This window comes from Sphingomonas sp. HF-S4 (assembly GCF_032911445.1).
Classification (GTDB): Bacteria; Pseudomonadota; Alphaproteobacteria; order Sphingomonadales; family Sphingomonadaceae; genus Sphingomonas; species Sphingomonas agrestis.
This window is the reverse complement of the sequence record NZ_JAWJEJ010000001.1, coordinates 2,097,243-2,117,746: the sequence shown is the minus strand read 5'-3', so window position 1 is coordinate 2,117,746 and position 20,504 is coordinate 2,097,243. Positions and strand designations below refer to the sequence as shown.

21 protein-coding genes and 1 tRNA gene are annotated in these 20,504 nt (G+C 67.9%); 11 read left to right on the top strand and 11 right to left on the bottom strand.

The window, feature by feature from the left end:
- Positions 1 to 32: 32 nt before the first annotated feature.
- Positions 33 to 953, bottom strand: coding sequence for a tRNA (adenosine(37)-N6)-dimethylallyltransferase MiaA (gene miaA / locus RZN05_RS09300; RefSeq protein ID WP_317226334.1), 921 nt, complete (start codon positions 951 to 953; stop codon positions 33 to 35).
- A gap of 132 nt (positions 954 to 1,085) precedes the next feature.
- On the opposite strand from miaA, the gene serB reads away from it, so the two are divergent.
- Complete coding sequence (serB, locus tag RZN05_RS09295; protein ID WP_317226333.1) at positions 1,086 to 1,964, top strand: phosphoserine phosphatase SerB; 879 nt, start codon at positions 1,086 to 1,088, stop codon at positions 1,962 to 1,964.
- A 115-nt stretch (positions 1,965 to 2,079) separates the two neighbouring features.
- Here serB and RZN05_RS09290 read toward each other — a convergent pair whose 3' ends face one another.
- The 4 genes from RZN05_RS09290 to RZN05_RS09275 all read right to left on the bottom strand — a co-directional run bounded on the left by RZN05_RS09290 (position 2,080) and on the right by RZN05_RS09275 (position 4,774).
- Complete coding sequence (locus RZN05_RS09290) at positions 2,080 to 2,481, bottom strand: hypothetical protein (protein ID WP_317226332.1); 402 nt, start codon at positions 2,479 to 2,481, stop codon at positions 2,080 to 2,082.
- Between the two features lie 44 nt (positions 2,482 to 2,525).
- Positions 2,526 to 2,960 (bottom strand): VOC family protein, encoded by a 435-nt coding sequence (locus RZN05_RS09285; protein WP_317226331.1) that lies wholly within the window; start codon positions 2,958 to 2,960, stop codon positions 2,526 to 2,528.
- Between the two features lie 7 nt (positions 2,961 to 2,967).
- Positions 2,968 to 3,753, bottom strand: coding sequence for a MipA/OmpV family protein (locus RZN05_RS09280; RefSeq protein WP_317226330.1), 786 nt, complete (start codon positions 3,751 to 3,753; stop codon positions 2,968 to 2,970).
- Positions 3,754 to 3,832: 79 nt separating this feature from the next.
- A complete protein-coding gene (locus RZN05_RS09275; protein WP_317226329.1) occupies positions 3,833 to 4,774 on the bottom strand; it encodes an SPOR domain-containing protein in 942 nt (313 codons plus the stop codon).
- A gap of 175 nt (positions 4,775 to 4,949) precedes the next feature.
- Between RZN05_RS09275 and RZN05_RS09270 the strand changes: the two genes are divergently transcribed.
- Genes RZN05_RS09270 through RZN05_RS09260 form a run of 3 tightly spaced genes read left to right on the top strand, consistent with a single transcriptional unit; the run spans position 4,950 to position 7,638 of the window.
- A complete protein-coding gene (locus RZN05_RS09270; protein ID WP_025494771.1) occupies positions 4,950 to 5,663 on the top strand; it encodes a ParA family protein in 714 nt (237 codons plus the stop codon).
- An 11-nt stretch (positions 5,664 to 5,674) separates the two neighbouring features.
- The gene (locus tag RZN05_RS09265; RefSeq protein ID WP_317226328.1) at positions 5,675 to 6,259 is read left to right on the top strand and encodes a hypothetical protein; all 585 of its coding nucleotides are present in this window, start codon (positions 5,675 to 5,677) and stop codon (positions 6,257 to 6,259) included.
- A gap of 11 nt (positions 6,260 to 6,270) precedes the next feature.
- The gene (locus RZN05_RS09260) at positions 6,271 to 7,638 is read left to right on the top strand and encodes an SPOR domain-containing protein (RefSeq protein ID WP_317226327.1); all 1,368 of its coding nucleotides are present in this window, start codon (positions 6,271 to 6,273) and stop codon (positions 7,636 to 7,638) included.
- Between the two features lie 61 nt (positions 7,639 to 7,699).
- Here the strand turns inward: RZN05_RS09260 and RZN05_RS09255 are convergent, their stop codons facing one another.
- From RZN05_RS09255 to RZN05_RS09240, 4 genes are read right to left on the bottom strand one after another with little or no spacing between them, the layout of a single operon-like run.
- On the bottom strand, positions 7,700 to 8,920 hold the full coding sequence (locus tag RZN05_RS09255) for a dihydroorotase (protein WP_317226326.1): 1,221 nt from the start codon (positions 8,918 to 8,920) through the stop codon (positions 7,700 to 7,702).
- The gene (locus RZN05_RS09250; RefSeq protein WP_317226325.1) at positions 8,917 to 9,906 is read right to left on the bottom strand and encodes an aspartate carbamoyltransferase catalytic subunit; all 990 of its coding nucleotides are present in this window, start codon (positions 9,904 to 9,906) and stop codon (positions 8,917 to 8,919) included. The genes RZN05_RS09255 and RZN05_RS09250 overlap by 4 nt, the downstream gene beginning before the upstream one ends.
- A gap of 44 nt (positions 9,907 to 9,950) precedes the next feature.
- Entirely contained in the window at positions 9,951 to 10,412 is a 462-nt protein-coding gene (ruvX, locus tag RZN05_RS09245; protein ID WP_317226324.1) for a Holliday junction resolvase RuvX, read from the bottom strand.
- Entirely contained in the window at positions 10,409 to 11,512 is a 1,104-nt protein-coding gene (locus RZN05_RS09240; RefSeq protein ID WP_317226323.1) for a DUF3089 domain-containing protein, read from the bottom strand. Before RZN05_RS09240 ends, ruvX begins: the two co-directional genes overlap by 4 nt.
- Before the next feature lie 141 nt (positions 11,513 to 11,653).
- On the opposite strand from RZN05_RS09240, the gene RZN05_RS09235 reads away from it, so the two are divergent.
- The 5 genes from RZN05_RS09235 to RZN05_RS09215 all read left to right on the top strand — a co-directional run bounded on the left by RZN05_RS09235 (position 11,654) and on the right by RZN05_RS09215 (position 17,456).
- Positions 11,654 to 13,390, top strand: coding sequence for a DUF4153 domain-containing protein (locus RZN05_RS09235; RefSeq protein WP_317226322.1), 1,737 nt, complete (start codon positions 11,654 to 11,656; stop codon positions 13,388 to 13,390).
- Positions 13,391 to 13,432: 42 nt separating this feature from the next.
- Positions 13,433 to 13,720 (top strand): Asp-tRNA(Asn)/Glu-tRNA(Gln) amidotransferase subunit GatC, encoded by a 288-nt coding sequence (gene gatC / locus RZN05_RS09230; protein ID WP_077507986.1) that lies wholly within the window; start codon positions 13,433 to 13,435, stop codon positions 13,718 to 13,720.
- On the top strand, positions 13,717 to 15,201 hold the full coding sequence (gene gatA, locus RZN05_RS09225) for an Asp-tRNA(Asn)/Glu-tRNA(Gln) amidotransferase subunit GatA (RefSeq protein ID WP_317226321.1): 1,485 nt from the start codon (positions 13,717 to 13,719) through the stop codon (positions 15,199 to 15,201). The genes gatC and gatA overlap by 4 nt, the downstream gene beginning before the upstream one ends.
- A gap of 87 nt (positions 15,202 to 15,288) precedes the next feature.
- Positions 15,289 to 16,794 (top strand): Asp-tRNA(Asn)/Glu-tRNA(Gln) amidotransferase subunit GatB, encoded by a 1,506-nt coding sequence (gene gatB, locus RZN05_RS09220; protein WP_317226320.1) that lies wholly within the window; start codon positions 15,289 to 15,291, stop codon positions 16,792 to 16,794.
- Positions 16,795 to 16,844: 50 nt separating this feature from the next.
- Positions 16,845 to 17,456 (top strand): peptidylprolyl isomerase, encoded by a 612-nt coding sequence (locus RZN05_RS09215; protein ID WP_317226319.1) that lies wholly within the window; start codon positions 16,845 to 16,847, stop codon positions 17,454 to 17,456.
- On the opposite strand, the gene RZN05_RS09210 is transcribed toward RZN05_RS09215, so the two are convergent.
- Positions 17,453 to 18,172 carry a Crp/Fnr family transcriptional regulator gene (locus tag RZN05_RS09210; protein ID WP_317226318.1) on the bottom strand — a complete coding sequence of 240 codons (720 nt, stop codon included), beginning with the start codon at positions 18,170 to 18,172 and terminating at the stop codon, positions 17,453 to 17,455. The genes RZN05_RS09215 and RZN05_RS09210 overlap by 4 nt on opposite strands.
- Before the next feature lie 91 nt (positions 18,173 to 18,263).
- A complete protein-coding gene (locus tag RZN05_RS09205; protein ID WP_317226317.1) occupies positions 18,264 to 18,449 on the bottom strand; it encodes a hypothetical protein in 186 nt (61 codons plus the stop codon).
- 109 nt (positions 18,450 to 18,558) lie between these two features.
- On the opposite strand from RZN05_RS09205, the gene RZN05_RS09200 reads away from it, so the two are divergent.
- Positions 18,559 to 18,643 (top strand) — tRNA-Leu (locus tag RZN05_RS09200).
- Between the two features lie 66 nt (positions 18,644 to 18,709).
- A complete protein-coding gene (gene tig, locus RZN05_RS09195; protein ID WP_317226316.1) occupies positions 18,710 to 20,401 on the top strand; it encodes a trigger factor in 1,692 nt (563 codons plus the stop codon).
- Positions 20,402 to 20,504 lie beyond the last annotated feature (103 nt).

Genomic DNA, 20,504 nt, shown 5'->3' with positions numbered 1-20,504 from the left:
CTGCTACTGGCAAGAAAATGGCTCGTCAAGCACTATATAGGAAATTTAGTTTCAAATATAGCTAGCCTAATGTCTTTTTCTGTCTCGACTATCCGCGCCCACTCAGGCGGAGGCTGGCGACGGAACCAGGTATATTGCCGCTTGGCATATTGCCGCGTGGCGAGCGCGCCGGCTTCGGCAGCCTTTGCCACATCGGTCTCGCCGGCAAACAGCGCGCGGTGCTCGGGGACGCCGATCGCGCGGAGCACCGGCGCGTCGTTGGGGATGTCGGTGCGCGCCAGCAGCGCGGTCGCCTCGGCGCGGCCCTGGTCGAGCATGTCGGCAAAGCGGCGGTCGATGCGTTCGCCGAGCCAGTCGCGGTCGGGAAGCAGGATCGCCGCCGCAAGGCGGATATCGTTCGCGATCCCGCCCAGCGTGCGCGCCTGCCAATGCGCCAGCGGCTTGCCGGTCGCGCGGACGACTTCGAGCGCGCGAGCGACGCGGGTCGTATCTCCGGGATTGAGCCGGGCGGCCGCCTCGGGATCGGCCTCGGCGAGCTGGGCATGCGCCTCGGCGACGGGGAGCGCGCGCACGGTCTTGCGGACCTCGGGATCGATCTCGGGGACCGGGGCGATCCCTTCGAGCAGAGTACGCAAATACATGCCGGTGCCGCCGACCAGGATCGGCAGGCGGCCCTCGCCATGCGCTTCGGCGATCGCACCCCGCGCCTCGGCCGCCCAGCGCGCTGCCGAATAGGCGTCGGCGCCGTCGACATGGCCGAACAGGCGGTGCGGGACGCGCGATTCCTCCACCTGCGTGGGACGCGCGGTCAGGATGCGGAGATCGGCATAGACCTGCATCGAATCGGCGTTGATCACGGTCCCGCGGTGCTTTTCCGCCAGCGCGAGCGCCAGCGCGGACTTGCCGCTCGCCGTCGGCCCTGCGATGAGCGCCACCGTTGGGAGGGTCGCCACCTGCCTTACCTCCGTTTGCCCTGAGCTTGTCGAAGGGCCGTTCTTCTTTGCCACCTAGCAAGAAAAGGACGGTGCTTCGACAAGCTCAGCACGAACGGGGAGGGGGTTGCCCGCCGTAATGAGGGGTTGAACGTGTACATCGCAACGCTTGTAGCAGACGGTCTCAGCACAGGGCAGCTTTCCGAAGCGACGGATCGCCTCGCTGGCACCGATTGTGCGCCGGGCGGCTGGGAATGGCTCGACTCGGGCAAGGCGGCCGACCTGCGCTTCGCTGCGAGCCCCGATGCTGCGCGCACCGCGCTCGAAGGCGCGCTCGCCGCGACCGACGTGATCGTTCAGCCCGAAGCCGGGCGCGCCAAGAAGCTGCTCGTCGCCGACATGGATTCGACGATGATCACGGTCGAGTGCATCGACGAGCTTGCCGACTATGCCGGGATCAAGGCGCAGATCGCCGAGGTCACCGAGCGGGCGATGCGCGGCGAGCTCGATTTTGCCGAGGCGCTCGATGCCCGCGTGGCACTGCTCAAGGATCTGGAGGAGGCGGCGATCGACCGCTGCCTCGCCGAGCGCGTGCGGCTGATGCCGGGCGCGAAGGCGCTGGTGCGGACGATGAAGGCGCGCGGCGCGACGACGATCCTCGTGTCGGGCGGCTTCACGCGCTTCGCCGAGCCGGTGGGCAAGGATATCGGCTTCGATCGAGTGATCGCCAATGTGCTCGAGATCGGCGAGGCGCGGCTGACCGGGCTGGTCACCAAGCCGATCGTCAACAGCGGCACCAAGGAGACGACGCTGCTGGGTGCGCTGGCCGAGCTGGGGCTGGAAGCGGCGCAGTCGATGGCGGTTGGCGACGGCGCCAACGACCTCGCGATGATCCGCCAGGCCGGGCTGGGAGTCGCGTATCATGCCAAGCCGATCGTCGCGGCGGCGGCAGGCGCGCGGATCGATCACGGCGACCTGACGACGCTGCTTTATGCGCAGGGGATTGCCCGGTCGGAATGGACCGAAGAGTGAGTCGAGAGTCTTCGTCACCTCGGCCTTGAGCCGGGGTCCCGCTGCCTTCGACCGAGCAGAAGCGGGATCCCGGCTCAAGGCCGGGATGACGGCGATCTACAACGACTTGGAGGCCTTACTTCGCCGTCTTCGCCTTGGTCCAAGGCACGAACTTGCCGAGGATGACGAACCCCCGCGGAAAGCGGCTGGTCCGGTCGATCAGGTTGACCGTGTCGACGCTGCACAGCTGCGAACCGAACATCTTGGTCACAAGCACATCGTCGTCGTTGAGCGACTCGGCGCCCGAGCGCGGCTCGTTGACGTAGAGCTTGGAGCCGACGCGATAGACGATCGCCTTGCCGTCGATCACCTGGCTCGAATTGCCCGGCGGAAGGCTGATGCAATTGACCGGCTCGCCGGCGACTCGCCCCTCGAGCAGCTTCTGAAGCTTGATCTCGGGCGTGTCGCGCGGGGCGGCGAGGGCGGGGACCGCGATCAGGCTCGCGGCGACGAACAGGGTCTTTACGAGGCTAGGCATGCGAAGGTCCTAGCACATCGCGGCTGAACCTGCGCTGACGGATGTTAGCTGTCGAAATTGATTCGGATCGAGTCGCTGCTGCGCTGGTGCGGGCCGTGGAAGACCGCCTCGATATTGTTGCCATCGGGATCGAGGAGGAAGGCGGCGTAATAGCCGGGATGATAGGGCCGCTCGCCCGGCGCGCCATTGTCGGTGCCGCCCGCGGCGAGGCCCGCCTTGTGGAAGGCCTCCACCGCCGCCCGGTCCCTGGCCTGGAAGGCAAGATGGTGGCGGCCGGTGAGGTTGCCTTGCGCCGCATCGCTGTCCGCAGTGGAGACGAACAGCTCGTCCGCCCAGAAATAATCCTCGGCGGCGCCGCCGATCGGCACGCCGAGGACTTCGAGCAAGGCTTCGTAGAAGCGCCGGCTTGCTGCTAGATCGCGGACGACCAGATGGAGGTGGTCTATCAGCCGCCCGCGATGCAGTTCCTGCGCTTCCACGACGGCGCTACCGGCTGCCGCCGAAGGTGAAGGTGAGTGCGGCGCCGCCCGAGAACTGATTGCGCGAGCCGATCGACCGGACGATCGGCGAATCGGCGGCGTCCTGCACCAGGCGGTCGTACTTCGCGAAGCCGTAGATGCCCCAGCGTTCGTCGAACTGGTAGAGCGCGGTCGCGGCGGCGCCAGCCGCCTGGAGCCCGCCGCCCGGCGAATAGACCGGCAGGCCGGTGCGCGCGGCCGCGTTGGTGTTCACGCCGAAATAGGCGCGCTGGTACTTGCTGTCGGAGAGGGTGACGCGCGGCCCGAGCGAGAAGAGCCACTTATCGCCGTCCCGCGCGACATAATCGAGGCTGACATTGCCCACCAGCGCCTTGTGCCCGGTGATGCCCTGCCGGATTTCACCGCGCGCGCGGATCGACGAGCCGAGCCACACATCGGCGAACGCGCCTGCTTCCACCGAAATGCCGACTTCGTCGACCGGCAGGTCGGTTTCCTTGCGGCGGCGGCTGCCTTCGATGTTGAACGAGGGGCCGATCGCGAAGCGCGGGGTGTTGACCAGTGCGATCCCCGCGCTCTGGTCACCCGACTTGTAGCGGAATTCCTCCAAACGCGTGCTCGAGACTTCGATGAGCGGCGTGACGATCATCTTGTCCGCGCCCGGATAGGATGGGACCACCTGCGGGCCGAGCGCCACGCGATAGCGGCGGGGTTGAGGAGTCTCGTCCTGCGCGGCCGCACCGGTCGCGAGGAGGAGGGCGGGGAGGGCGGCAGTCGCCAGGAGCGCTTTGATCATGGGGCGCGAAACGCGCTTGTTTGACTTTTGTTGCGCTTGCGAAGCGATTTGTTTCTGCAGGTGCAAAAAAGTCGCAAATTCAGCGGGTGACCGGCACGCACGGCTTGATGCTGGCGCAGGCCGAAGCCGCCGCCGCGCGCGAAGCATAGGGGCCGACCAGCAGCTTGGTCAGCGCGCCTGCCTTGACGTAGGAAGGCTGGCGGCCGGGGAAGCGCCCGCTTACCTGGCTCCACAGCTTCCGCGCATTGCCGGGCTCGCCGAACGCGCCGAGCTGGACGCGCCAGCCGCCGTCGCGTGCGGGTGCTGCGGCGACGGGCGCGGGTGCCGGCGGGGTCGGGCGGGGTGTAGGCCGAGTGACCGCGGGGGGCGGCGGCGTCGGACGGCTGGTGGTCGGCGCCGGCGTGGCCCGCGTGTCCGCCGCGACTTCGACCGGCGGCAGCGGGCGGCCGCCGCGGCCGAATTCCTCGTCATATTTCCGCGAGAGCGCCAGCCCCTGCTGGCGGTCGTCCATCGGCATATATTGGTCCATCTGCGCGCGCGCCTTGACCGCGGCGTCGAGCCCCGAGCCTGACGAACGCACCATCAGCGCATAGGCGCGGACCCAGTCCTTCTTCACCCCGTCGCCGTTGAACAGCATGATGCCGAGGATGTACTGCGCCCGCGCATCGTCGCGGCTGACTGCGCGCTGGAGCCACGGCGCGGCCTCGGCCTTCTTGCCATTCTCGAACAGCGCCAGGCCGTAATAGCCCTCGGCCTGCTCATGGCCCTGGAGCGCGGCCTTGCGATACCATATTTCGGCCTGCTTCAAGTCGGCGGGGACGCCGCGGCCGAGCTTGTAGGCCTGGCCCATGTTGAACTGCGCGTCGGCATTGCCCTTGTCGGCCGGGCCGCGCCACTGCGCGACGGCGGTGCGATAGTCGCCGCGCTCATAGGCTTCGACGCCGGCTTTGACGGGATCGCCCTGCGCGCAGGCCGGCGCGGCGATCAGGAGGGCGCCTGCAAGGGCAATCGGAAACTTCATTAAACACGCTCCACCGCGCTGCGATCAAACCATAGGGCTCTTAAGCCTTGGACTACGAACATATCCTTACTGCCGCGGAAACCAAAATCGGTGCCCCCACGAAACGCGTTAACTCCTTCTTATCTACCCCCATGCCATCTGGAAGCCTGCACTTATCGAGCATCCGAGGGGGTTCATGCGCGTTCTGGCGATGGCATCGCAGAAAGGTGGGTCTGGCAAGACCACGCTGTCCGGTCACCTTGCGGTGCAGGCACAGCTGGCTGGCCACGGGCCCGTCGTTCTCATCGACATAGACCCTCAGGGTTCGCTCTCCGACTGGTGGAACGAGCGCGACACCGAATATCCGGCGTTCGCGCAGACCACGGTCGCGCGGCTCCAGGCGGATCTCGAGGTCCTTCGCCAGCAGGGCTTCCGCCTGGCGGTGATCGACACGCCGCCGGCCATCACCATGGCGATCCAGAGCGTGATCCAGGTCGCCGAGCTGATCGTCATCCCGACGCGCCCGTCGCCGCACGATCTGCGCGCCGTCGGCGCCACCGTGGATCTGTGCGAACGCGCCGGCAAGCCGCTGATCTTCGTGGTCAACGCCGCGACGCCCAAGGCGCGGATCACTTCGGAAGCCGCGGTCGCGCTGTCGCAGCACGGCACCGTCGCGCCGATCACGCTCCACCACCGCACCGATTTCGCCGCGTCGATGATCGACGGCCGCACCGTCATGGAAACCGATCCGCGCGGCAAGTCCGCCGGCGAGGTCGCCGGGCTCTGGGCCTATATCTACGACCGGCTCGAGAAGAATTTCCGCCGCACCGTGTTCGCGGCGCCGGCGCAGCCGAGCCAGTTCGGCCAGGCACCTCGCGCAGGTGGCTTCGGCCGCCGCGTGGTCGGCTGAGGGGGGGCGCAATGTTCGGCCACCCCAAGCCTACCGCTTCGCTCTCCTCAAGCTTGCTCGCCCGCAAGGGCCAGGCGCGTCCGGCGATGCGTCCGCAGGGCTTCCTGCAGATGAGCGCCGGTGCCCAGGAGGATCTCGGCTGGAACGACATGGGCGAGGATTTCCGTTCCGCGCCAGCGCCTTATGTGGCGCCGGTCGAGCATGCCTATGAGGCGCCCAAGCCCGAAGTGCTTCGCCAGATCGAAGCGCTCGACGAGCAACTGGCCGTGCCGCACCCCGAACCCGAACCCGAACTCGCGCCCGAGCCGGTGCTCCAGCCCCGGAAGATGAAGCGCGAGCCGGTGCTCAAGCATGCGCCGGTGGTCCCGGAAGCCATGCTCGCCCGCGTCGCCCGCGAAGTCACCACCCGCAAGGCCAAGGCCGCGTTCACGCTGCGCCTCGACCAGGAACGCCATCTCAAGCTTCGCCTCGCCTCGGCCATCACCGGCCGCTCGGCGCAGCACCTCGTCACCCAGGCGCTCGACCAGTTCCTCGAAACGATCGAGGGCGTCGAGGCGCTCGCCAGTCAGCTCGACCCCGCACAGGACCGTGCGTGAAGGACATGACCATGAACACCGCCAAGATGATCAAGTTCGGCCTCTCGGCACTCGTGCTGGGCGGCGTGGCCGTCACCGGCGTGGCGACCCAGGGGTTCACCAACTCGGCCTTCGCGACTTCGGGCGCCAGCGCTAAGAAGGCGGCCGCCGAAGCCAAGGATGCGCGCAAGGCGCTTGCCAAGCGCAACGGCGACGTCGCCGTGCGGCACGCCGAGGCCGCGGTTGCCAATGATCCCACCAACGCCGACTATCGCGCGCTGCTCGGCCAGGCCTATCTGCTTGCCGGCCGCTTCACCTCGGCTGGGCAGGCGCTCACCGACGCGCTGACGCTCAACCCGCAGGACGGCCGCGTCGCGCTCAACCTGACGCTCGCCAAGGTCGCCCAGGGCGATTGGGCCGGCGCGCGCGCGACGCTCCAGGCGAACGAAGCGATCATCCCGGCGAGCGATCGTGGGCTCGCCTTCGCGCTGGCCGGCGACCCGGTGACCGCGATCGAGATCCTCGGCCCCGCCTCGCGCGATGCCACCGCAACCGCCAAGACCCGCCAGAACCTCGCGCTGAGCCTCGCGCTCGCCGGGCGCTGGAAGGAAGCGGCCCAGGTCGCGGCGATGGACGTGTCGCCCGACAAGCTCGGCGCACGCATCACCGAATGGGCGCAGTTCGCGCGCCCGACCAATGCCTATGATCAGGTCGCATCGCTGCTCGGTGTGCAGGCAGTCGAGGATAGCGGCCAGCCGGTCGCGCTCGCGCTGTCGCAGCAGCCGAACGTCGCGGTCGCCGCGGCAGCCCCGGCCGATCCCGTCGATGCCTATATGCCCGGCGCAGCCCCGGTTGCCGCAGAGGCTGCCGTCGAAGTCGCCGCCGCGCCCCAGGCCGACGTTCAGCCCGAACCCGCGCCGGTCCTCCAGCAGGTTGCCGGCACTGGCCCGCAGGTCGTGTTCGGCCCGCGCGCCGAAGTCGTCCAGCAGATCCGCGTCTCTGCGCCGGCGCCTGCCCGTGTCGCCAAGGCGCCGGTCGCCGAAAAGCCCGTGAAGGCGCCCGTCGTCGTCGCGCCGATCGCCGTCGCGCAGGCCAAGCCGGGCAATTACTATGTCCAGCTCGGCGCCTATGAGAGCGCCGGCGTCGCGCGCGACGCCTGGGCGCGGCACACCCGCCGCGTTCCCGCGTTGCGCGACGAGATTCCGCAGGGCGCGCAGGTTTCGGCGCGGGGCGGGAATTTCTATCGCCTCTCGGTCGGCGGCTTCGCGCGCAACGACGCCGCGTCGCTCTGCCAGCAGGTCCGCGCGAGCGGCAGCCCGTGCTTCGTGCGCATCGGCGCCGGCGACAGCGTCGCCGCCTGGGTCAAGGGCGGCGGCCGTACCCAGCTCGCCGCACGCTAAACGCCAACACTTTCGTCACGGGAAAGGCCGGGGCTCACGCTCCGGCCTTTTTCGTCGGGCCTCAGGCGATCGCCGTGCCGCCCTTGTAGAGACCGAGCACCTTGCCCTGGACCGGCAGGCGGTCGAACGGCGTATTCCCCGCGCGCGCGACCATGCGCTCCGCTTCGATCTGCCACGGGGCGCCGGGGTCGAGCACGACCAGGTCGGCGGGCTTGCCCGGGGCGAGCGTGCCGGTGTCGAGCCCAAGGATCTTGGCCGGATTGGCGGCGAGCAGCGCAAACAAGCGCTCGATCGGGATCAGCCCGTCGCGAACCAGCCCCAGTGATAAGGCGAGCAGCGTCTCTGCGCCGGACATGCCGGGCTCGGCATCGCTGAACGGCAGGCGCTTGGCCTCGGGGCCACGCGGATCGTGGCCCGAGGCGATCACGTCGATCGTGCCGGCCTTGACCGCGGCGAGCGCAGCCTGGCGGTCGTCCTCGGCGCGGAGTGGCGGAGAGAGGCGCGCGAAGGTGCGGAAGTCGCTCATCGCGATATCCGAGAGCAGCAGGTGCGCCGGCGTAATGCCGCAGGTGACGCGCACGCCGCGGCGCTTGGCCGAACGGATCAGGTCGAACGCGGCGGCAGTGGTGACCTGACGGAAATGGATGCGCGCCTGGGTTTCCTCTGCAAGCATCAGATCGCGGGCGACGGCGAGCGCTTCGGCGATGGCGGGCGCGGCGGGGAGGCCATGGCGCGTCGCGGTTTCGCCCTCCGTAGCGACGGTGCCGTCTGCCAGCCCGCCATCTTCGGCATGCGTCACGACGACGAGGCCGCAATCGCGGGCATAAGCGAGCGTCTTGCGCATCGTGTTCGAGCAGGCGATCCAGCGCCGCCCGGTGGCGACCGCGCGCGCGCCGGCCGAGGCGTTAATCGCCATCTCGCCAAGGTCCTTGCCTTCCAGCCCGCGCGTCGCGGCAGCGAGCGGGTGGACCCAGAGCGCGGGCTTGCCCGACAGCGCGGCGCGGCGAATGATGCCGGGATCGTCGAGCACCGGCGACTGATCGGGCATCAGTCCGACGCGCGCGATCCCGCCGGCGCGGCATGCGGCCCTGTCGACCGCGAACACGCCGAGATCGATCAGCGCGGGCGCGATCGTCTTGCCGGCAAGGTCGATCACCTGCGCGTCGGACGGCGCTTCGAACGTGCCGGTTGCAACGATCGCCTCGCCTTCGACCAGCAGGTCGCCACTGGTGACACCGCCGGTAGGGCAGACCAGCTGCGCGTCGCGGAATAGCGTCTTCATGCCCAGCCCTCCACGCCGCGCTCGGCCCTGGTCAGCACGTCGAGGCACGCCATCCGCACTGCGACGCCCATCTCGACCTGCTCGGTGATCGCGCTGCGAGTCGGGTGATCGGCGACGCTCGATTCGATCTCGACGCCGCGGTTCATCGGTCCCGGGTGCATCACCAGCGCATCGGGCTTGGCGCGGGCGAGCCGCTCGGGGGTGAGGCCGTAGCGCATGTGGAACTCGCGCGTGGAGGGGATGTAGCCGCCGGCCATCCGCTCGTTCTGGACGCGGAGCATCATTACCACGTCGGCGCCGTCGAGCGCGGCGTCGAAATCGGTATAGGGCTGGACGTACATCCGCTCGATCGCGGCGGGCATCAGGGTCGAGGGCGCGACGACGCGGACCTCGGCAGCGAGCGCGGTCAGCGCGAGCATGTTCGAGCGCGCGACGCGGCTGTGGAGGATGTCGCCGCAGATCACCACGCGCTGCCCCGCGATCGCGCCGCGGCGGCGGCGGATGGTCAGCGCGTCGAGCAGCGCCTGGGTGGGGTGCTCGTGCCAGCCGTCGCCGGCGTTGAGCACCGGGCAGTCGACCTTCTGCGCGATCAGGTCGACTGCGCCCGAGCTCATATGGCGGATGACGATAACATCGGCGCGCATCGCGTTGAGCGTCACCGCAGTGTCGATCAGCGTCTCGCCCTTCTTCACCGAGCTCTGCGCGGCGTGCATGTTGACCACGTCGGCACCCAGACGCTTGCCGGCGATCTCGAACGACAGCAGCGTGCGCGTGGAGTTTTCGAAGAAGGCGTTGATCTGGGTGAGGCCTTCGAGCCGCTTGTCGCTCTTGGCGCGCGTGCGGTTCGCCTCGACCCATTGCTCTGCCTCGTCGAGCAGGAAGACGATCTCGTGCGGCTGGAGGCCGGCGATGCCGGTCAGGTGCCGGTGCGGAAAGGCGGCGCGGCCGGGAAGCTGCGCCGCGGGGCTGTGATCGGAGGCTTGCATTAAAGGGGCGGGTTAGACGGGCGGGGCAGGGGTGGCAAGCACCCTCAGGCGTTGACCAGCGCGTCGATCGCCGCCTGGAGGATGTGCGCCGCGGCCATGTTGTCGATCATCTCGGCGCGGCGGGCGCGGCTGAAATCCTGTTCGATCAGGGTGCGCTCGACCGCGACGGTAGACCAGCGCTCGTCCCAGAGCAGGATCGGCAGTCCCATGTCGTCGCAATTGCGGGCGAAGGCGCGGGTCGATTGGGTGCGAGGCGAATCGGTGCCGTCGAGGTTGAGCGGCAGGCCGACGACCAGGCCCTTCACCTGCTGCTTGGCGATCATCTCGGCGAGCGCAGCCTTGTCCTTGGTAAACTTGGATCGGCGGATGAGCTGGGCCGGGCTGGCGAAGCTCCAGCCCGCGTCGCACAGTGCCGTCCCGATCGTCTTGGTGCCCACATCGAGCCCGAGCAGGCGGCCGCCAACCGGGAGGGCCGCGCGGAAATCGGCGGTGGCGGTGGTGATCATGGCTTGTACGCCGCCAGCCGGCGCTCGGCGTCCTTCCGGACGTTCGCCCAGAACAGGCTGTAGTCGAACACGTGATAGTTGTTGCCCGGCAGGACGTACTGGCCGAAATCGGGCGGGCTGTCGCCTATCGTCAGGAAGCCGCGGCCTTCGCAGCGCGCGGGGACGCGGCCGGTGACGAGTTCGGCGGACTGGAAATTGGCATCGGGGATCAGCGTGCCGAGATTGGCCTCGGCGCCGGCCGCGCCGCCGGGAACGCCGGTGAGCGGATTGGTGCAGACCATAAGTGTGCCCCTGCGCGCCGCGCCGGTGAAGCCGGTGGTCGCGTCGAAGGTATCGACGATCAGCGATGGATCGGCGGGCTCGGAGAAGCTCTGCCACGAGAGGATGCAGCCGGTCTCGTCGGGCCCTGCGCAGGCGGGGAGGCCCATCCTCGGCAAATCGGCAGTGACCGAAACCGGCCAGCCAACGACATAGGCGGCGACGATGCGCTTCGCGATCGGCTTCCCCGCGACGCGATCGACCAGCAGGCGCGAAAGATGGAGCGCGCCCTGGCTGTGCCCGGCCAGGACGATCGGGCGGTCGCCGGCCTCGCCAACGAACTGGTCGAACGCCGCGAGGACGTCGCGATAGGCGAAGTCGAGCGCCTTGCCTGCGCTCGCCTTGCTGGTGAGGAATGCGCCGAAGGTCGCTTGGCGGTAGCGGGGGGCCCAGATCGCGCCGACCGAATTGAACGCGCTTGCCTGGCCGCGCAGGAACAAGGCGGCGCGGTTGTTGGCATCTTCGTTGTCGAGCGGTGCATTCCAGGTCTGGGTATCGAGGAACGAAGTGGGATGAATGAAGAACACCGCCGCCCGGGGGGTGGACGCGGGCTGGTAGCCGGCCGGAGTCCACAAAGCGGGGTTGCCGGGCTTGTCGGGCCGGGCGATCCACATGTCGGGGCGGGCATAGGCCGCACGGTCGGGCGGGGGCAGCGCCACCGCTTCGCCGCCCGGCACCATGAACTGGCGCATCAGCTGCACGCCGTAGAAACGATAGGCAAAGGCGGCGGCGAGCACGAGCACGATCAGGACGGCGACGACATAGAGGAACTTCCGGGCCAAGCGCACTCTCCATTGTGCGTTGCAGCATAAGCCGGCGGCGCTGCAACCGCGTTCCCGTGGCGCACGCTACTGAAGGATGCAACCGCGTTGACGCAACGCCGCGCCCCGGGGATGGTGCCGCGCCGAAACGAGGGAATGCCGATGGAAAATGCCGACGCCGCCCTGCGCGAAACGCCCGACTGGCCCGCGCGCCCGCTGATCCTTGGCGCGATCGGGCTGCTCGCCGGACTGCTGGTCCACCTGATCCTCGGCCGCGGCTATGGCGGTAATCTTTCGACGTTCGACGCCGCGGCGCTGACCGGCGTGACGCTGGCGGCGGGCCTGACCGGATACACGCTCGAGCGACGCCGGTGGCTGTGGTCGGTGGCCTTCGCGCTGGCGCTTGCCCTGGTCGGCGCGCTGGTGGTGGCATGGAACGGCGCGCCCAAGGACGCCGATGGCTGGCGCATGGTGAGCCTGTTGCTCGCCGTGGCGATCGCCGCGCCGCTGTTCCAGGCCGCGCGCGACCAAGGTGCGCGGCGCTTCCCGTACGACATTGTGCACGACCATGCCTGGACCAATGTCGTTTTGTGGTGCGCCTGCTGGGTGTTCGTGGGGATCGTGTTCGCGCTGGCCTGGCTGCTCGCGACCCTGTTCGACCTGATCAAGATCGACTTCCTCAAGGAACTGCTCGAGGAAAACTGGTTCTGGCGCGCGCTGATCGGGCTGGCCTTCGGTGCCGGGCTGGGGCTGCTGCGCGAGCATGACGGCGTGGTGCGGCTGCTCCAGCGGGTGGTGGCGACCGTGCTGGCGGTGCTGGCGCCGGTGCTCGCGGTCGGTCTGGTGCTGTTCGTGCTGGCGCTGCCGTTCACCGGGCTCGGTACGCTGTGGGAGGCGACCAAGTCGACCACGCCGATCCTGCTGAGCTGCGTGATCGGCGCGCTGATCCTGGCAAACGCCGTGATCGGCAACGCGCCGGAGCAGGAGCGGCGCTTCCCGGCGCTGCGCTTCGGCGCGATGGGGCTCGGGGTGGTGATCCTGCCGCTGGCGCTGCTCGCCGCGGTCGCGACCGGGTTGCGGATCGGGCAATATGGCTTCACGCCCGAGCGGCTCTGGGCTGTGGTGTTCGTCGCGCTCGCCTGTGGGTATGGCGGGGCCTATCTCTTCGCGCTGGTCGCCGGACGGCTCGACTGGAGCGCGCGAGTCCGCCCGCTCAACCTTGCGCTGGCGTTCGTGGTATGTGGTGTCGCGCTGGTGCTGGCGACGCCGCTGGTGAGTTTCAACGCGATCTCGACGCGCGACCAGGTCGCTCGACTCGACTCGGGCAAGGTGACGCCTGAGCAATTCGACTGGCGGGCGCTGCGCTTCGATTTCGGCGCGCCGGGCGCGGCGGCGCTCAAGCGGCTGCAAGCATCGGCAAACCCTGCGGTTCGGGCCAAGGCAGTCGAAGCCGCCAAGGCGGAAAGTCGCTGGGAGATCAAACAGGACGCTCGCGCCGATACGCACCGCCGCGAAGTCGCCGCGAACATGCGCGTGCTGCCGCGGGGCGCTGTCATGCCCGATGCGCTTCGCAATAAACTTGCCGAGAGCGGCCTATGTACCGGCAAAGCGGCATGCGCCCTGCTGATGACTGGCCCGAGCGAGGCGCTGCTGCTCCGGGAAACCTGTTTCCCCAAACCTAAGCCCGGAGAAGATTTGAGCCGCTTCTACGTTTGCGGCGACGCAGATCGGTACGTGCTCGAAGGGGCGGATTGGAAGCCCTACCATCAAGTGGGACGCAAACCCGTCGACACCGGCGCGCTCCATGCCGGCTATGCTTCGGGTACGGTCGAGGTACGCACGGTTCCGCGCCGCCAGTTGTTCGTCGGCGGGGTGCCGGTTGGCGAGTCGTTCGAATAGCGGCGCTTGAAGGGGCCGCGTTGCGCTGATAGTCGCGGCCCCATGTCCGTAGACACTGCAACCGTGAAGAAGGTGGCCAGCCTCGCCCGGATCGCGATCAGCGATGCCGATGCCGAGCGCCTCGCGCCAGAGCTCAACAATATCCTCGGCTGGATCGAACAGCTGGGTGAGGTCGACACTGCGAATGTCGATCCGATGACCGCGGTCATCCCCAACACGCTGCGCCTGCGCGAGGACGTCGTCACCGAGGGCGGCCAGCGCGACGCCGTCCTCCAGAACGCGCCGCAGGGCGAGCACGGCTTCTTCACCGTGCCGAAGGTGGTCGAATGACCGACGTTACCGATCTCGGCATCGCCGAACTCCGCGACGGTATCCGTCTGGGCAAGTTCTCGGCGCGCGAAGTTGCCGACGCGTTCATCGTCAAGGTGAGTCGCGCCAAGGCCTTGAACGCGTTCATCGTCGAGACCCCCGACCACGCGATCGCCGCCGCCAAGGACGCCGATGCCGCGCGCGCCGCGGGCGAGACGCTCAAGCCGCTCGCCGGCGTGCCGATCGGCATGAAGGACCTGTTCGCCACCAAGGGCGTCCAGACCACCGCAGCGAGCCAGATGCTCGAGGGCTTCAAGCCGGTATACGAATCGACCGTCTCGGGGCGTCTCTGGGATGCCGGCGCAGGGATGCTCGGCAAGCTCAACCTCGACCAGTTCGCGATGGGCTCTTCGAACGAGACGTCCTATTTCGGCAACGTGATCTCGCCCTGGCGGCGCGGCGGCGGCGACAATGCCGCGCTCGCCCCCGGCGGCTCGTCGGGCGGTAGCTCGTCGGCGATCGCGGCGCGTCTGGTGCCGGGTGCCACCGGCACCGACACCGGCGGCTCGATCCGCCAGCCTGCGGCGTTCACTGGCATCTCGGGCATCAAGCCGACCTATGGCCGCTGCTCGCGCTGGGGCGTAGTGGCGTTCGCCTCGTCGCTCGATCAGGCTGGGCCGATGGCGCGCTCGGTCCAGGATTGCGCGATCCTGCTCGAGAACATGGCAGGGTTCGATCCCAAGGATTCGACCTCGCTCCAGCTGCCGGTGCCGAAGTGGGAGGACAATCTCTCGGGCTCGCTCGCAGGCAAGAAGATCGGCATTCCCAAGGAATATCGTGTCGACGGCATGCCCGAGGAGATCGAGGCGCTGTGGCAGCAGGGCATCGACTGGCTCAAGGATGCCGGCGCCGAGATCGTCGAGGTATCGCTGCCGCACACCAAATACGCGCTGCCGGCCTATTACATCATCGCGCCCGCCGAGGCCTCGTCCAACCTCGCGCGCTATGACGGCGTGCGCTACGGGCTGCGCGAGCTGGCCGAGGGGCAGAACCTCCAGGAGATGTACGCCGCCACCCGCGCCGCCGGCTTCGGCGACGAGGTCAAGCGCCGCATCCTGATCGGCACCTATGTGCTCTCGGCGGGCTTCTACGACGCTTACTACACCCAGGCGCAGAAGGTGCGAACGCTGATCGCGCGCGATTTCGACAATGCCTGGGCGCAGTGTGACCTGCTGCTCACCCCGACGGCGCCGTCGGCGGCGTTTGCTCTTGGGGAAAAGTCGGCCGATCCTCTGGCGATGTATCTCAACGACGTATTCACCGTCCCCAGCTCGCTCGCCGGCCTCCCGGCGATGAGCGTGCCGGGTGGTCTCGACAAGGCGGGGCTGCCGCTGGGGCTGCAGATCATCGGCAAGCCGATGGACGAGCAGGGCGTGCTCAACGCGGGCCTCGCGATCGAGCAGCGCGCTGGATTCGTCGCGCGGCCGGAGAGTTGGTGGTAATATTGCCTGTGCTCCTGCGAAAGCAGGAGCCTAGGGTTTCTTGGCACTGGGCTCCTGCTTTCGCAGAGCACTGGGAAGAACGGAATTATGAGCGAATCAACCTACCGCATCCAGGGCGACACCGGCGAATGGGAGGTCGTGATCGGCCTCGAGGTCCATGCCCAGGTCACCTCCAACGCCAAGCTGTTCTCGGGCGCCTCGACCGAGTTCGGCGCCGAGCCCAACAGCCAGGTGTCGTTGATCGATGCCGCGATGCCCGGCATGCTGCCCACGCCCAACCGCGAGTGCATCCGCCAGGCGGTGCGCACCGGCATGGCGATCGGCGCAGTGATCAACAAATGGTCGCGGTTCGACCGGAAGAACTATTTCTACGCCGATCTGCCGCAGGGGTATCAGATCAGCCAGCTGTTCCACCCGCTGGTCGGCGAGGGGCAGATCGAGATTAGCCTCGACGACAAGAATCCCGATGCCGAGACCAAGTCGATCGGCGTCGAGCGTATCCATGTCGAGCAGGATGCCGGCAAGCTGATGCACGATCAGCATCCGACGCGGTCGTACGTCGATCTCAACCGTGCCGGCGTCGCGCTGATGGAGATCGTCTCCAAACCCGACATGCGCTCGCCGCAGGAGGCCGGGGCCTATCTGAGCAAGCTGCGCTCGATCCTGCGCTATGTCGGGTCGTGCGACGGCAATATGGACCAGGGCTCGATGCGCGCCGACGTCAACGTCTCGGTCCGGAAACCCGGCGACGCGTTCGGCACGCGTACCGAGACCAAGAACGTCAATTCGGTCCGCTTCGTGATGCAGACCGTCGAGATCGAGGCGCGCCGCCAGGTCGAAGTGCTCGAGGCCGGCGGCAAGATCGTCCAGGAGACCCGGCTGTTCGATCCCGATCGCGGCGAGACTCGCTCGATGCGCTCGAAGGAAGACGCGCACGATTATCGCTACTTCCCCGATCCCGATTTGCTGCCGCTCGAGCTCGACGATTCGTTTCTCGAGGCGTGCCGCGCGAGCCTGCCCGAACTGCCCGACGCCAAGCGCCGCCGCTACGAGGCTGATCTTGGGCTGAGCGCGTACAACGCCGCCGCGCTCACCGCCGATGCCGACACCGCGCGCTGGTTCGAGGCACTGCTGGCCGAGAGCGCGCGCGTCCAGAAGAAGGGCGAGCAGGAAGTCGCGCGCCCCGCGGCCAACTGGCTGCTCTCCGACCTGTTCGGCGCGCTCAACAAGCTCGGCAAGGATCTCGATACCAGCCCGGTCAGCCCCGAACAGGGCGCCGAGCTGCTCGCGCTCGCTGCCGACGGTACATTGTCGGGCCCGCTCGCCAAGCAAGTGTTCGAGATCATGCTCGAGACCGGCGATCCGGCGGGCAAGATCGTCGAGGAACGCGGGCTCAAGCAGACCAGCGACACCGGCGCTATCGAGGCGGTGATCGCCGAGATACTCGCCAAGAATCCGGGCCAGCTGGAGCAGTATCGCGGCGGCAAGGAGGCGTTGTTCGGCTTCTTCGTCGGCCAGACGATGAAGGCAATGGCGGGCAAGGCCAACCCGGCGGTGGTCAACGAACTGCTCAAGAAGGCGCTGGCGGGCTGATTTTGATTTGTGGCCGGCGCAATCTGCCCTTTGCCGCGTGGAGGAATGAAATGCGCTGGATCCTGGCCTTTCTGCTGACGCTGGTAGCGTTTCCGGCTGCTGCTCAAACCGCAGCAACCGCGCCGTCATCCGCCAACCCCCGCGTCGCCTTCGAGACCGCCGCCGGGCGCTTCGTCGTCGAGGTCTATGCCGACAAGGCACCCATCAGCGCGCGGAATTTCCTGCGCTATGTCGATGCCAAGCGGCTCGACGGGATCGTCTTCTATCGCACGGTGAAGGTCGCCGATCGCTTCGGATTCGTCCAGTTCGGCGTGCAGAATGCGCCGGCGAAGATGTACCCGCCGGTCAAGCACGAACCGACCAGCGCCACCGGGATCAAGCATCTCGACGGCACGCTATCGATGCCGCGGCTGGCGCCGGGTAGCGCGCGGGGCGAGTTCACGATCATGCTCGGCGACCAGCCCTCTTTCGATGCGGACCCCACCAAGCCGGGCGACAATCTCGGCTATGCCGCGTTCGCGCGGGTGGTCGAGGGGATGGACGTGGTCCTCAAGGTATTCGACGCGCCGGTCTCGCCGAGCAAGACGCTGCAGGGCAGCTTCAAGGGCGAGATCCCGGAGGCACCGGTCAAGGTACTGACCGTGCGGCGCGTGGCGCCCTAGCGCGGGCGCCGTTCGAGATAGAGATAGGCAGGGTCGAATTCGCCAGCGCGGCGCAGTTCGGCCAAATCGCCGATCACGACCTTGCCGCCCCGGAACTCGACCAGGCCGCGCTCGCGCAAATCCTTGAGCACGCGATTCACGTGGACGGAGGTCAGGCCGAGGCATTCGGCGAGGTCGGTCTGGGTGATCGGCAGCGCATATTCGCGATCGCTGGCGAGCCCGACGACGCTCAGCCGTACGTGCAGCTCGCAGAGAAGATGCGCGGTGCGCTCGAGCGCGCTGCGCCGGCCAAGCGAGACTTCCCATTCGCGGTGAATCGCTGCGTCGAGATTGGTCATGAACCACAGCATCCGCGTGAGGTGCGGATGCTGCTCGGTGATCGACTGGAGCCGCGCATGCGGGAACTGGACGACCGTGCACGGCGTCAGCGCCATGATGTTGTGGTCGAGATATTTGAGCGTGAAGCTGTGCAGGTCGGGAAAGTCGCCGGGAACGTGGAGGGCGGTGATCTGGCGCTGGCCGTCGCTCAGGTCCTTGTAGCGACAGATCAGCCCTTCGAGCAGCAGCGTGGAGTTGCCGAGCTCCTGCCCCGCCGTGACGAAGGTCTGGTCCGCGGCGTAGCGGACGACATCTCCGGCCGCCGCGGCCAGCGCCGCTTCCTCCTCGGCGCTGATCGCGTCGCGGATGCGCAGCTTCATCAGGTGCTTTTCGATCATTCGCCCTCCGCGCGCCCCTTCCGGCCCAATTTATAGACCAGGGCAGGACGGCAAAGCGATCATAATCGGTTGCGCGGCGCTATTGCCGGCGTCAGGCCACCGGTTGGCCGGGCGCGACGCCGGGATCGGTGCCGGGCTGGAGATCGGGCACGTCGACATCGGGACCGGGCGGCGCATATTCGGGCGGCGGGGTGGTCGGCTGGGCGGGCTGCGGGGTGCCCGGGGTCTCGACGGGGGCGGGCTCGGGGGCGCCGGGGATCGGGGGTTCGACGGGCATGGAAGTTTCTCCTTTTCCCCTGCTCAACGCCGGGCGCCGCCAGGCGTTGCTTCGCGACTTGCTCCCGGCCACACGACTGGTATAGAGCCCGCCGACCGGCGGTGCCCCTGCGGGCGTGGCGGAACTGGTAGACGCGCCAGATTTAGGTTCTGGTATCGAAAGGTGTGGGGGTTCGAGTCCCTTCGCCCGCACCAGGCACCGCCGCTCTCTGATCAGCGTTTCCGGCGCCGCGATCTCATTCTTTTTGGAAGTTCGAACTGATGCAGACTGTCGAGACGTTGAACGAGGGCCTCAAGCGGGCTTACACGCTCAAGATCACCGCCAAGGACATCGACAAGAAGGTCGATGCCGAAGTGAAGCGGGTCGCCCCGCAGGTCCGCATGCCCGGCTTCCGCCCCGGCAAGGTTCCCGCCAATCTCGTGCGCAAGATGCATGGCGAGGCGATCACCGCCGACGCGCTCAACACCACGATCCAGGAAGGCGTCCAGAGCCTGATTGCGGAGCACAAGCTGCGCCCGGCGATGCAGCCTTCGGTCAGCCTCGAGGGCGACTATGCCCCCGGCGGCGATGCCGAGATCAAGATCGAGCTCGAAGTGCTCCCCGACGTCCCGACTCCGTCGATCGATGGCCTCAAGCTCGAGCGCCTCACCGTCCCGGCCGACGACGCCGCGATCGACGAGCAGCTCAAGCAGCTCGCCAGCAACCAGAAGGGCTGGGACGATGCCGGCGCCAAGCACAAGGCCGCAACCGGTGACCAGGTGACGATGGACTTCGTCGGCAAGACCGCCGACGGCGTCGCCTTCGAGGGCGGCACCGGCACCGACATGGCCGTCGAGATCGGCTCGGGCCGCCTGATCCCGGGCTTCGAGGACCAGCTGGTCGGCGTGAAGACCGGCGACGAGAAGCAGATCTCGGTGACCTTCCCCGAGGACTATGGCTCGAAGGATCTTGCCGGCAAGCCCGCGACCTTCGATCTCAAGATCACCGCGGTGAAGACCGCCGGCGAGACCAAGATCGACGACGATTTCGCCAAGGCGCTCGGCCTGCAGGATCTCGCGCAGCTCCAGGGCCTGCTCAAGGGCCAGATCGAGCAGCAGCTCAACGGGCTGACCCGCACCTACATGAAGCGCAAGCTGCTCGACCAGCTCGCCGCGGGCCACGATTTCCCGGTGCCGCCGTCGATGGTCGATGCCGAGTTCCAGCAGATCTGGCACCAGCTCGTCCACGAAACCGAGCATGAGGAAGATCCCGCTGCCGCGCTCGCCGAGCTCGAGTCGGAGCGCGACGATTACTTCAAGATCGCCGAGCGCCGCGTGCGCCTGGGCCTGCTCCTCTCCGAGATCGGCACTGCTAACGGCGTCGAAGTCAATCAGCAGGAAATGAGCCGCCTCATCGCGCAGGCCGCGCAGCAATACGGTCCCGAGGATCGCCAGAAGTTCATTCAATATGTCCAGCAGGAGCCGATGGCGGCTGCCCAGCTGCGCGCGCCGCTGTTTGAGGACAAGGTCGTCGACTTCCTGTTCGACAAGGCCGAGATCACCGATCGCGAAGTGACTCGCGAGGAGCTCGAAGCCGCGATCGAGAGCGACGAGGGCTTCGACACCGGCACCCACCATCACGACCACGACAACCACAAGCCGAAGGCCAAGAAGGCTGCGTCCAAGAAGGCCGCTGCCGACGAGGGCGAGGCCAAGCCGGCAAAGAAGGCGAAGGCCGAGCCCAAGGCTGAGGAAGGCGCTGAGGCGCCCGCCAAGAAGGCCGCTGCCAAGCCCAAGAAGGTCGAAGCTGCCGATATCGAGCCCGCAGCCCCCGGCGACGATCTCGTCGAGGCCGAGCCGGTGAAGAAGGCGGCGACCAAGAAGGCGCCCGCCGCCAAGGCCGAAACCGCCGAGGAAGCGCCCGCCAAGAAGCCGGCTGCCAAGAAGGCTCCGGCGAAGAAGAAGGCCGACTGAGGCTTTCCACCTTCGAGCGAAGTTCGGGCCCGCTGCTCCTTCCTGGAGTGGCGGGCCTTTCCTTGTTCATGGATATATGGCTGCCGGCAGCAGCCACAAAATT

Coding starts and splice junctions, on each gene's coding strand:
- RZN05_RS09290 (WP_317226332.1), bottom strand. CDS start 2,481: ATGCCTAGCCTCGTAAAGACCCTGTTCGTCGCCGCGAGCCTGATCGCG.
- RZN05_RS09280 (WP_317226330.1), bottom strand. CDS start 3,753: ATGATCAAAGCGCTCCTGGCGACTGCCGCCCTCCCCGCCCTCCTCCTC.
- RZN05_RS09275 (WP_317226329.1), bottom strand. CDS start 4,774: ATGAAGTTTCCGATTGCCCTTGCAGGCGCCCTCCTGATCGCCGCGCCG.
- RZN05_RS09270 (WP_025494771.1), top strand. CDS start 4,950: ATGCGCGTTCTGGCGATGGCATCGCAGAAAGGTGGGTCTGGCAAGACC.
- RZN05_RS09265 (WP_317226328.1), top strand. CDS start 5,675: ATGTTCGGCCACCCCAAGCCTACCGCTTCGCTCTCCTCAAGCTTGCTC.
- RZN05_RS09260 (WP_317226327.1), top strand. CDS start 6,271: ATGAACACCGCCAAGATGATCAAGTTCGGCCTCTCGGCACTCGTGCTG.
- RZN05_RS09255 (WP_317226326.1), bottom strand. CDS start 8,920: ATGAAGACGCTATTCCGCGACGCGCAGCTGGTCTGCCCTACCGGCGGT.
- RZN05_RS09250 (WP_317226325.1), bottom strand. CDS start 9,906: ATGCAAGCCTCCGATCACAGCCCCGCGGCGCAGCTTCCCGGCCGCGCC.
- ruvX (WP_317226324.1), bottom strand. CDS start 10,412: ATGATCACCACCGCCACCGCCGATTTCCGCGCGGCCCTCCCGGTTGGC.
- RZN05_RS09235 (WP_317226322.1), top strand. CDS start 11,654: ATGGAAAATGCCGACGCCGCCCTGCGCGAAACGCCCGACTGGCCCGCG.
- gatC (WP_077507986.1), top strand. CDS start 13,433: ATGTCCGTAGACACTGCAACCGTGAAGAAGGTGGCCAGCCTCGCCCGG.
- gatA (WP_317226321.1), top strand. CDS start 13,717: ATGACCGACGTTACCGATCTCGGCATCGCCGAACTCCGCGACGGTATC.
- gatB (WP_317226320.1), top strand. CDS start 15,289: ATGAGCGAATCAACCTACCGCATCCAGGGCGACACCGGCGAATGGGAG.
- RZN05_RS09215 (WP_317226319.1), top strand. CDS start 16,845: ATGCGCTGGATCCTGGCCTTTCTGCTGACGCTGGTAGCGTTTCCGGCT.
- RZN05_RS09210 (WP_317226318.1), bottom strand. CDS start 18,172: ATGATCGAAAAGCACCTGATGAAGCTGCGCATCCGCGACGCGATCAGC.
- RZN05_RS09205 (WP_317226317.1), bottom strand. CDS start 18,449: ATGCCCGTCGAACCCCCGATCCCCGGCGCCCCCGAGCCCGCCCCCGTC.
- tig (WP_317226316.1), top strand. CDS start 18,710: ATGCAGACTGTCGAGACGTTGAACGAGGGCCTCAAGCGGGCTTACACG.